Below are 11,434 nucleotides of genomic sequence, written 5' to 3' on the forward strand. Positions count from 1 at the left end.
TTGCAGGAATTTTATTTTCTTTAATTATTTATAGTGAAGCTTTAAAAATGAACATTACTTCGGAAAGCATTCATGTAAATAAGGACGATCAAAAGAAGCAAATTACCAGTTCAAATGTAAAAGCCGTTTTTGTAGATACAGGCCAAGTGGTAATCATTGATCAAGAAGAACGCGAATGGTTACGTGAAAAATCTGATATAAATCCACATAAAATTAAAGATATTTTCTTGCTGCACGGCTTTCCGTGGGTGGAACAAGATCCTTATAAGCAAGACTATAGTCTATGGAAATTAGAGGATGAGCGATTTAGTAAAAATGTAAATACCATTTTGTATGAAAGACGAAATGCTATCCGAGACGGAAATTCGAAGAAAAAGAAGCATTTACGCAAAGATTTGAATGAGCTAGGAGTCTTTGTCAAAGACGATGGAGAAAATCAGTATGTCCGTTCCATTACGTAATAGAAAGCAAAAAAACGAATAAAACCTAGAGAGAAATTACATTTCCTCTAGGTTTTGTTCGTTTAAATCTGATCTCCTCTCCTAAAGAAACATATTCAATAAAAGCGCAAAACCAAATGCAATAAATGATAACAATGTCTCCAGTACCGTCCACGTTTTAAACGTTTCCTTCACCGTCAAACCTAAATACTCTTTTACAAGCCAGAATCCTGCATCATTTACGTGAGAAAACATTAATGAGCCTGCTCCGGTTGCAATAACAAGCAACTCTAAATTCACACCAGACATGTGCTGAATAACTGGTGAAACAATCCCTGCTGCTGTCGTTAATGCTACTGTCGCTGAACCTGTTGCAATTCGAATTAATCCAGCTACCATAAAAGCTAATACGATTGGTGATAACGATATATGTTCTGCCATTTGCGCGATCGCTGTTCCAACGCCGCTTTCAATTAATATTTGTTTAAATCCACCGCCTGCACCGATAATTAAAATAATGGAACCGACCGGTAATAAACTTTCGTCTGTTAATTTTTTAATCATCTTTTTATTAATTCCTTGTCTTATTCCAAGTAAATAAAATGCTGCGAAACATGAAATAAGTAAAGCAATTACTGGACTTCCAATAAACACAAAAAATTCAGTCATCTTTTTTGGTAATGAAATATAAGGTGCAACGACCGATAAAATCATCAATACAACTGGGAGTAAAATAATAAAGAATGAAACTTTCCGACTCGGTAAATCAGTTGAGACAGTCGTAACTCGAATAAGCTCTGGTTCATTTTCAGGTATAACCCTTTTATGTACCCACTTTGCAAATATCGGTCCCGCGATAATGGCTGTTGGTAACGCGATAAGTAATGAATATAATAGTACCTTTCCTAAGTTCGCGTTATAAATACCGATTGCTGTCATCGCTCCTGGATGTGGTGGCACGAGCCCGTGAACAATAGATAATCCAGCAATGACAGGTAACGCAATTAATAATATATTTTGCTTCGTCGTTTTTCGAATGGAAATAACAAGTGGTAATAAAATGACAATTCCCACTTCAAAAAATACCGGAATCCCTATAACAAATCCTGCAAATAACATAGCCCAAGGTAGTTTCTTTACACCGAAAAATCGAATAAAGAAATCTGCCACTTGCATGCCGGCCCCTGAATCGGACATCATTTTTCCTAAAATTGTACCGAGAGCTAAAATACCAACTAAATGCCCTAGTACACTACCGACACCAGTTTCATAGGCAGTCACTATTTTCGTCAAATTCAATCCAGACATGATAGCTAAAAATAAACTCGCAACTGTTAAACTAATAAATGCATGCCATTTCCACCATGATACCCCTAAAATAACAATCGCAATTGCAAGTAACGTGACGATTAATAAGTATATATCCATCTCCCATTCTCCTTACTTTATAAAGTGAAACTTTAATCAGTGGGGGTTTTGTTCATCCCCCACTGATTATTAGTTGAACCAATCGGACGTTTATGGACAGCCCGACTCCCACCTAACTTCTTTGCTCCAACTGAATTTTGAGGTGGGAGTTTTACTGTCCGTTAACGCGGGATAAAAAAAGAGGGAAAATCCCCTCTTTTTTATACGTCATAATTCACTACATAATGCTGCATTTCTGTATTGTAGTAGCCTTCACTATATTCAATTACTTCTCCAACCTCATCGTAAGAATAGCGCATACGTTTTAATAACGCTGTCCCCTCTTTTTCACCTAACGCTTCGGCAACGAAACTAGGCGCAAGTCCAACAGCGAATTCATCTCTGAAGTTTTCTAAATGTATACCTCGGTCTTCTACTAAATCGTAAAGCGATTGCAAATCAAAGTCCGATAAATCTGTACTTGCCATGTGTGCTGAGAAATAGTGCGTATAATGAATGTACGGTGCATCATTTAACGTATATAAACGTTCAATGCGAAAACTTTCCTTACCGAATAATCGAAATGGCACCGTTCCTTCTTCATTATGAACGATCTCTGCTTTGAGCAATTTCTTTTGTACTTTATATCCTTCTTCCACTAACACTTCTGTAAATTTTTTACCCTTTGACAACTTTGTCGCAGAAGTATTACGGATAACTTTCGTTCCTTTACCGCTTTTCTTTTCCAAATATCCTTCTTGAGCGAGTTCTTTAATTGCATTTCGCACTGTAATTTTACTCACTTTGAACTCTTCTTCTAACTGTGGTTCGGAAGGAATATTCGTATGAATCGCATATACACCATGCAATATTCGATCACGAATAATGTTTTTTATTTGTAAATATAATGGTCCTTTTTTCCTCGTTACGTTCACCGTTACACCCACTACCTTTCTACATCACCTACTGATGCCGTCATTGCCCGAAGTATATCCTTCTCTGATGACATTGGCGTATCACCGACGATTGTATGTGCAAGCATTCCAGCTGCTGACGCAAATGAAACAGCTTTCTCTGGTGCAAACTCTTCTATCTCGCCATGAATAATCCCGCTCGTATAAGCATCTCCAGCACCTATTCTATCATATACAGAAAACGTAAGTGTTTTTGCAAAAGTGAACGCACCATCTTTACATATAAATCCGCGAAGCGAGTGTGTATTATCGCTATTAATAGAGCGATGTGTACCAGCGATTGTAGCGATATGATACGTTTCAGCTACTTTTGGAATAAGATCAACAAGCTGCGCCTCTCGCTCTGTCTCTTCTGTTTTCATTCCAAGAATAAACATCGCATCTTTTTCATTCATCATTACAATATCAGCTAGCCCTAACATTTCTTCATAATGCGGTCTCGCCTGTTCATATCCGTCTTCTCCCCAAAGTGACGGACGATAATTGCAATCAAAGACGACAGTTCCTCCGTTTTCTTTCACTGCTTTCGCTAAAGATTTCATATGATGACGCACCGTATCATTCATCGCAAGTGTAATCCCGCAAAAATGAACGATATCAATTTCCTTTGCGATTTCTTCAAATTGATACATGTCTTCACATGCCGTATTGAAGCTACTTTCTAATCGATTTGAATATGTAACGCGGCTCGCACGTGCCCCAAATCCATTTTCTAAAAAGTACATGCCGACATATTTACCGCCTCTTGAAATAAATGAAGGACGAATACCTAATTTCTGAATGTGTGATACCGCAGCATCTCCAACCGAATTTTCCGGTAAAGTCGAAATAAGAAAGCCTTCGTGACCGAGATGAGAAAGTGCTGCCGCAACGTTCACACCTGTACCAGAAAATGAGTAATGTAATGTGTTAGCTTGCGACAACAACTCATATCCTGGTACTTGCAGGCGCATCATTACTTCACCGAATGCTGCGATTTTCTTACGCATATTGATCAACTAACTTCTTCACGACTGCTAATAATTCGCGAACATCTTCTGTTTTCGTATTACCAGTTTCTTTATCAATAATAGAAGAATACACGTGCGGGATCACTTGCTCTACATTTGCTTCAAGCGCAATACGTACAATTGTTTCAAAGTTTTCTTTATCAATTCCGCCTGTTGGCTCTAATGCGAATCCTTCTTCCCCACAAGCCTTCGCAACTGCGCGATATTCTTCTTCATGAGCTAGCCCTTTCATTGGGAAGTATTTCAATGAATTTCCACCCATATCACGTACAAGTGCAATCGCTGTTTTAATTGGAACGATTGCTTTTTCTTCTCCAGCTGCACTAATTGGACCAGTAGAAATATTTACGTACCCTACTTTTCCTGTTGGCGATACTAAACTATTAATCCAGCTATCTTTTCCACCAAGATTTGCACGTGTCGCTCCAACTGAAGGGAACACTTGGTTAATATGGCTACCTGGATAATGTTTCGCAATTTCAGCTACAACTGCCGCTTGTCGATTATCTCCTGCTCCTAGTCCGATCGATACAGCATCCTCAATTTCTTTTCCGTATGCTTTCATCGCTGTAACTGCTTCTTCTACTTTTGGATAGTCTTTTGATAACACTCCCACTACTACATAACCTTCTGCTGCTTCAAAAATATCTTTCGCGTTTTCGATATTGTTCGCTAATACATTTAATGCTACGCGGCCTTTATAAAAACGTTTTTGAATGTTTGTCATTTTAGTTTCCCCCTACAATTTCTCTCAATTTTTCTTCAATCACATGTATGTCATCACCTAAAAGTGGACGTGGATCAATATCAAAGAATCCTTGTCTTACTCCGTAATCACGTGTATAAATGGCAATTTCCCCTTCGCGTAATGCTGTCACAACGTCTTTTGCTGATTTTTTTAATTCTTTCTCGTCAATATGAATACGAGCTCTAAAGATTGCTCTTCCCGCTTCATCTTGAACGATCGTTACATTTACACCGTTTAATTCTTTTAGCGGCATAAGTACTTGTAATAACTCTTTTTCTTGCTCGCTCTTATCTTCTTTTACTCCGTACTCATCAAGTGCTTGCAGTAAACCAAAAGTTGTTTCTTTCCCAACTTTCATACTTCTTCCAATGCAATGTAATTGCACTTTCAGCCACTCAATATATTTTCGTTTCCCGCCAACAATACCAGAAGTAGGTCCTTCAATTGCTTTTGAACCGCTATAAATGGCAAGGTCTGAATACTTCACATATTTTTGAATATCTTCTTCAGCTGCCGCATCAACGATAAGAGGGATGTTATTTCGCTGCGCAACTTCCCATGCTTCTTCAACAGAAATCATATTTTTTTGTACTGCATGATGGGATTTCACATAAAGAATCGCCGCTGTATTTTCACCAATCGCATCTTCAATATGCTCTGCTTTCCCTTCATTTGCGTAGCCAACTTCTACAAGTTTTCCTCCGCCTAAATAAATCATCGTTTCAACAGGAGCACCGTATTGAACGTTATGACCTTTTAACATAATCACTTCGTTTTTCGCGATGACCTCTTGATGAAGTCTTTCACTTTTACGGCGATTTCCTTCCGTCACGATTGCTGCGATAGAAAGCGCAATTCCGCTCGATGCTGAATTCACAACGACCGCTGCCTCTGAATCTAGAATTCTCGCAATATGATCTCCTGCTTTATCTACTAAATCAGCAATTTCCACATAATTTTGTCCCCCATGTTTCATTGCATCCATAACTGTATCTGTCGGAGCGGATACACCTAAAATACTCATTCTACCGCTCGCATTAATCACTCTTTTTAATCCATACTTAGCATTCAATGAATGACCCATTGATTACAACCCCTTTCGTATCAATTCTTCTTTCAGCGATGCGCTGATCCCCTTCTGAATCAATTAACGTAATCTTCTCATCTTTCACCGTAAATAAAGTTAAGTTTGCAATATCGCCTTCTTGAATACGGCCAAGCTCTGGTTTCTTAAGCCACTCTGCTGCATTTTTCGTCACCGCATCAATTACTTCTTCTAGCGGATAACCTAAGTAAAGGAATTTCGAAAGAACGTGAGCCATACTATACACGGGACCGTGAACGCGATTCTTCCGGTAAATATCTGTACTAATCGTATTAAAGATGATATCGTGACGCTTCGCCGCCTCTGCTACTTTAAAAGAAAAACTAGCATTACCGTGACCAACATCTAAATGTACGCCGCGATTCACTGCATCTAGTAACACAGGTAGCGGTTTGCCTTCTTCATCAAATAAATTATTTTCTTTCCCGTTTAAGTAATGTGTAATCACATCATCTTTTTCTAAAAGAGGTACAACTTCCTCAATGCGAGGAGGCGCTGAACCGATATGTACCATAATCGGTAATGATGTTTCACGGGATAAATCACGCGCTATATGAAGCGGTTCAATTCCGCTATCACAAACGACACTTTTACTCATTCTCGCCTTTAACCCAACGATTACATCTTTATACTTTTCTACTGCTTCTATTACTTTCTCTTTATCGATCCATTCCATATTGGATAATTCATCAATTCGTTTCAAACCGATGCGAGAAATATTTAAAAAGGCAAATAAATTCGTTTTCGCCTGCTCCCTACTTTTTACTAAATCTGCAATACGATCAGCTCCGCAGCTACCCGCATCAACAATTGTCGTTACCCCTTGCTTAACGCCAATTTCGTCCACCTCATCGCCATACGGATCAAACTCTGGAAAAGCATGAACGTGCAAATCAATCCAGCCACTCGATACGTAAGTACCTGAGTAATCAAGAACCTTTCCACCCTCGCCAGCACCAGCTTTCGTTACCTGTGCGATTTTATTATTTTCAATTACAATGTCAATTTCTTCCCCGTTCACACGTTTCACGTTACGTAGTACGAATCGTTCTGTCATTGTACTTCACCCTTTTCTATAAGAAGCCATAAGAATACGCTTACATTAAAATTTCATTTTTATATCTCTTTCACACTTTTAGCGTAACACAAAAAAAGGGAGAAGTAAATATAACGTTATAATGTTTAATTCCCAATAATAGATACAATTATCATTTCGTAAATTTTATATGTTAAGATATTTTTAGTACATTGTGCCTCTGATTTTTCAAGACATTTCTCTATCATAAATAAAAAACCAAAAAGCACTTAAATTGCTAGGCCTTTTGGTGATAGATAGATTTATAAAATGAAACTTTACTCAGTGTGGATTAGCCTTCACCAACTTTTGAGGTGGAACCCTTACTGCCCACCAATAGCTGGCTAGAACTAAACAATTGAATTATTAATTAACCAATCAGTAAATAATTTATTTCCTTCACACTCATCTAGATCTTTTGTACGAACATGGAGAATTTCATATCCATACTTATCATAGAATGGATACTGAGAAAATTGATGATTTGATAAATCCTCATAGTAAGAAATATCAAAATACACTACCCATAAATTTTCATTACATACTTTATAAGCTATAGCCTCATATGTAAAAACCTCTTCTATATCCCTGTAATAAAATAAATGCATATGAATCGAATCTTCAAAGTTATATTTTTTCATAGATATAAGCTCCTTAGACATTATCTAAAATATTTATGTGCACCAACATTAGGAGGACTATGATAATGTAAGATAGGACCTTTTCCATCAATATAATGATAATCTATGGCAAAAACTCGGTTACCAGTAGCTTTAGAACGTACTTGTATTATCATTCCACCCTTAGCTGCTTCTAAAATATATTGCTTCGGAGAATTGAGTGCCTTTTGTACATATGGACGCGCAACCGCCCAGGCTTTATCCGCAGCAGTTCTACCTACTTTTGAAACTAATACTCTTAATGCACCAAGAACAATAGCAGGCAATATCTCCTGCTTAACAACCAATTCGCCAGTAAAAGGATTTTTTTCAACAACAGATTCAACCCTTAGTTTACTTACTTCCTCCTCTAGTTGTAAAAAAACAGGGTCATTTACTAAAAACCCATACTCTTTTTCGAAATTTTCAAAATCGAAGTCAGAAGTATCAACCTTTGATAAATCAATGCCTAGATTGATTTCAGGGATATACTCCGTTACAATACCATCTTCTTCCGTTTCAATACTTGCATCAGCAATTGATGGTAAAGTAAAGCTCAGCAATAATGCAGCAGAAATCATCCCCGTGATAAATTTCTTTTTCATCTACCATTCTCCCTCCTAAATATATAACAGCAGAAAACAATAAAAATACACTTTTATTATCTCGCATTTTAAATAATAAAATATTAAGAAAAATTTAACTAGTCTATTAATAATCATCAATATTTGTTACTATCAATTTGTATAAAACAATTATTTAATGACATTTAAAATAAATCTCATAACTAATTCATTCGGTGCAAATATAGAGCAATTTATATAATTAATAATTCCTTTTCGTTCCTATTTCAAGTAATCGCCTTTATCAACTGCTTAAAAAGAATGGTCTTAAATCTCATCGATATAAGAAGGTACCATTTTTTATAATCCGATATTGTGTATAAAACAACGATAAAGCATAGACAAGTACCTAATAAAAAAATCGCACTTTAATAAGCTTTTTTAGCACTCCTACTTTTACTTGCTAGTTTAAAAACAATTATATTTCGTATCCATTGATTTATTTCGCTAGCTTGATAGGCGGCCAATCATGAAAAAAAGCTATCTACTTCAGATAACTTTTTCTCTATTCCTGAACCGTCACAATAACCCCATCCATATTATTCCCCGAAACTTCATACTGCTTATTCGCGGGAACATTCACTGTCCTGTTCCCGGATACTTTATAATAAGACACCGTATATTTCTTACCTTCCACATCGGTTGTGATTTCTTTTTTCTCTTTCAAGAAGTCTAAGTATTCCTCTAATGTCATTTTCTTTTTTTGCATAATCGCACTATGAGGTAAGCCGACATAACGAATGTGCCACGGCTCATATTGAATGCCTGTTATATTGCTTTTATTTTTCGGATAACGTAAAACAAAGCCGTGCTTCCATACGTTCTCTTCAATCCATTTTCCTTCAGGCGCTTTTTCCATTTTCTTTTGCGTTGATCCAACGTCCAGTGATAACCCTAAATTATGTTCACTATATCCTGCCGGGAGTGCATAATCAGATCCCATGTCTTTATATAATTTACTTTGTTCTTTAAAATCTCTATACCCGCTATTCATTAAGAAATGTTGTACACCATCTTTTCCAGCCGCATCGACAACGTTCAAAAACTTTTTTACAACATCCTTTGATAAACGAAGATTTCTATCAAATATTACGTAGCCTCTCACTAATTCACTACTGTGATTTACATTTATAATGTCAGACCTAATACTATCTTTTTTCACTGGGTAGTCTTTGTTAACTAATAATAGATCCCCTTTATAAATTTCTTCTTTTGTAACCTCTATCTTTTTCATATTTTCATTCTTTACTGCACTATTTTCCCCGCCGATTTTCACATCAACTTCTTCTTGAAATAACGGTGATATATAAACGCCTACACAGATTGTGCATGCGATAAAAAAAGAAATAAATACCCACTTTTTCATTTCTAGTTCCTCCTTAACGTAACTTACGTCTAGAATAGAAAAAACTATTAAAATAAAAAGTGGGGTAAAGTTTAAATTTTTATTAAATTGTTACGTTCTCGTCTTTTGGCAATCGCACTTCAAACATTGTTCTAACTACATTACTTTCAGCAGAAATCGTACCGTTATGCTGTTCAACAATATTTTTCGCAATAAATAGTCCAAGGCCTGTCCCGCCACGATTCTCAGTTCTCGATTTATCACCTGTATAAAACATATCAAAAAGATACGGTAAATCTTCTTCTGGAATGCTATCTCCATAATTTATAACTTGTACGACAACTTCTCCATTATCGATATACCCATTCAAATCAACAAATTGCCCATCATATCCGTAACGAACAGCATTTGTTAACAAGTTTTCAAATACTCTAGCTAACAATTTTCCATCACCGTTAATCGGCAAATGAGGATCAACATTCAATCTAGCTTCTAAATGATGTTTTTCTAATAACGGATACAATTCCTCATCTAACTGTATAAGTAGCTCACTTATATCAATCGGCTTTTTATCCAGCTTTAGCATGCCATAATTCATACGTGTAATTTCAAATAACTCATCAATTAAACTTTCGAGCCTTTGCGATTTCGTATATGCAATTGTGGAGAAATGTTTAATTTGTTCCTTCGTTAAATTTTCATCTTTAAGAATTAAATCTAAATATCCTAACACGGATGTTAATGGAGTTCTTAAATCGTGAGCTAGGTTAACAATAAGCTGGTCCTTACTACTTTCTGCGAAGTCTCCTCGTTCCACCGCTTCCTTTAATTTCTCACTCGCTACATTAATTTCGCTTGCAATATATCCAAACTCATCATTTGATAAAACGCGCACTTCATTTGTAAAATCTCCGTTCGCCAAATGATGAATTCCGTTTGAAATCTCATCAAAATATTTTAAATACGGCCTAGTAAGGAAGAAGAAAAACATAATGGACAGAGGGATGAAAATAATTAAAAAGAAATTAACATCCCCAAGTTGTCTTATTATCGACCGGACTTGAGCTAACGGATCCTCAAAACGAACGACTAATTTATAATAGATCCGTAACCCTTCATAAAGGATATACGTTACGCCACCAGCAAATACCATACTTAACGCAAATAGCATAACCATCTTCGAGCGAAAACTTCTCATCTTTTTAGCCATTGAAAGTATAACCTACTCCCCACACTGTTTTTATTAACTTATTCTTTCTTTTATCTTCCCCAAGTTTTTTCCGCAACGTACGAATATGTACCATAACTGTATTTCCGCCTTCAAAATAATCATCGGCCCATACTTGCTGAAAAATATTTTCCACATTGTACACTTTCTTCGGGTGACTCGCTAATAAATATAAAATATCAAACTCTTTCGGTGTTAATTCAACTTGTTCTCCGTACACATTTACCGTTCTTCGCTCAGGATCAATAACGACTCCTCCTACCTCTAAAGCAGATTTATTCTCCGCCACTTTCGGCTGATTTAACGTAAGAAATCGGCGTAATTGTGCATTTACACGTGCGACTAATTCAATCGGTGTAAAAGGTTTCGTCATATAATCATCTGCGCCTAGCACAAGACCTGTCACCTTATCAAAATCAGACGTTTTAGCACTTAAGAAAATGATTGGCATATGATGCTTCGCGCGAATTTGGCGCGTCACTTCATACCCATCCATTTTCGGCATCATAATATCTAAAACCACTAAATCGATTGGCTGCGTTTCAATAATATGAATTGCCTCTTCTCCATCAGCTGCTTTCACGACGTGGTACCCTTCTTTTTCTAAATGTATCTCAATTAAATCAGCAATTTCTGCCTCATCATCCGCTATTAAAATGGAAATGCGCTTCATTTTACTCCCCCTTTTATACGCTCGATTGTAAACTAGTCTATCCAATTTGTACAATACGAAAAGGTTACTCGTTAGAGTAACCTTTGTAAATAAAATTATATCAGCGATTTTCCAAATATATCGACCATAACTTGAATTATATCGACG

The 11,434-nt window shown here is 36.5% G+C and carries 12 protein-coding genes and 1 pseudogene; 2 read left to right on the plus strand and 11 right to left on the minus strand.

Features of this window, described 5'->3' with window-relative positions; all coding sequences use genetic code 11:
- Positions 1–461: YqeB family protein (locus MR079_RS25830; protein ID WP_242294881.1), on the plus strand; the 461-nt coding region annotated here is incomplete at its 5' end.
- Positions 462–542: 81 nt separating this feature from the next.
- Here MR079_RS25830 and gntP read toward each other — a convergent pair.
- From gntP to MR079_RS25870, 8 genes are all read right to left on the minus strand, one after another.
- Complete coding sequence (gene gntP / locus MR079_RS25835) at positions 543–1,868, minus strand: gluconate permease GntP (protein WP_074606133.1); 1,326 nt, start codon at positions 1,866–1,868, stop codon at positions 543–545.
- Positions 1,869–2,068: 200 nt separating this feature from the next.
- Positions 2,069–2,794, minus strand: a complete 726-nt coding sequence (locus MR079_RS25840; RefSeq protein WP_000539264.1) for a GntR family transcriptional regulator — start codon at positions 2,792–2,794, stop codon at positions 2,069–2,071.
- Positions 2,794–3,810: a sugar kinase gene (locus MR079_RS25845; RefSeq protein ID WP_139869550.1), complete on the minus strand. Its 1,017-nt coding sequence runs from the start codon at positions 3,808–3,810 to the stop codon at positions 2,794–2,796. Before MR079_RS25845 ends, MR079_RS25840 begins: the two co-directional genes overlap by 1 nt.
- On the minus strand, positions 3,803–4,558 hold the full coding sequence (gene dagF / locus MR079_RS25850) for a 2-dehydro-3-deoxy-phosphogluconate aldolase (RefSeq protein ID WP_242294882.1): 756 nt from the start codon (positions 4,556–4,558) through the stop codon (positions 3,803–3,805). The genes MR079_RS25845 and dagF overlap by 8 nt, the downstream gene beginning before the upstream one ends.
- A 1-nt stretch (position 4,559) precedes the next feature.
- Positions 4,560–5,663, minus strand: coding sequence for a DgaE family pyridoxal phosphate-dependent ammonia lyase (locus MR079_RS25855; protein ID WP_242294883.1), 1,104 nt, complete (start codon positions 5,661–5,663; stop codon positions 4,560–4,562).
- Positions 5,641–6,741: an amidohydrolase/deacetylase family metallohydrolase gene (locus MR079_RS25860; RefSeq protein WP_242294884.1), complete on the minus strand. Its 1,101-nt coding sequence runs from the start codon at positions 6,739–6,741 to the stop codon at positions 5,641–5,643. Before MR079_RS25860 ends, MR079_RS25855 begins: the two co-directional genes overlap by 23 nt.
- A 368-nt stretch (positions 6,742–7,109) precedes the next feature.
- Positions 7,110–7,400 (minus strand): DUF3986 family protein, encoded by a 291-nt coding sequence (locus tag MR079_RS25865; RefSeq protein WP_139869546.1) that lies wholly within the window; start codon positions 7,398–7,400, stop codon positions 7,110–7,112.
- 20 nt (positions 7,401–7,420) lie between these two features.
- Positions 7,421–8,023 carry a hypothetical protein gene (locus tag MR079_RS25870; protein WP_242294885.1) on the minus strand — a complete coding sequence of 201 codons (603 nt, stop codon included), beginning with the start codon at positions 8,021–8,023 and terminating at the stop codon, positions 7,421–7,423.
- A gap of 198 nt (positions 8,024–8,221) precedes the next feature.
- Here MR079_RS25870 and MR079_RS29480 point away from each other — a divergent pair.
- A pseudogene (locus MR079_RS29480) lies at positions 8,222–8,413 on the plus strand (hypothetical protein); the annotation flags it as partial.
- A gap of 133 nt (positions 8,414–8,546) precedes the next feature.
- On the opposite strand, the gene MR079_RS25875 reads toward MR079_RS29480, so the two are convergent.
- The 3 genes from MR079_RS25875 to MR079_RS25885 all read right to left on the minus strand — a co-directional run bounded on the left by MR079_RS25875 (position 8,547) and on the right by MR079_RS25885 (position 11,287).
- Positions 8,547–9,407 (minus strand): M15 family metallopeptidase, encoded by an 861-nt coding sequence (locus MR079_RS25875; protein ID WP_242294886.1) that lies wholly within the window; start codon positions 9,405–9,407, stop codon positions 8,547–8,549.
- A gap of 82 nt (positions 9,408–9,489) precedes the next feature.
- On the minus strand, positions 9,490–10,596 hold the full coding sequence (locus MR079_RS25880; RefSeq protein ID WP_242294887.1) for a HAMP domain-containing sensor histidine kinase: 1,107 nt from the start codon (positions 10,594–10,596) through the stop codon (positions 9,490–9,492).
- Positions 10,589–11,287, minus strand: coding sequence for a response regulator transcription factor (locus MR079_RS25885; RefSeq protein ID WP_000822490.1), 699 nt, complete (start codon positions 11,285–11,287; stop codon positions 10,589–10,591). The genes MR079_RS25880 and MR079_RS25885 overlap by 8 nt, the downstream gene beginning before the upstream one ends.
- Between the last annotated feature and the right edge of the window lie 147 nt (positions 11,288–11,434).

Origin of the sequence: Bacillus cereus group sp. BfR-BA-01381 (genome assembly GCF_022663555.1) — a bacterium.
GTDB classification, from domain to species: Bacteria; Bacillota; Bacilli; order Bacillales; family Bacillaceae_G; genus Bacillus_A; species Bacillus_A pacificus.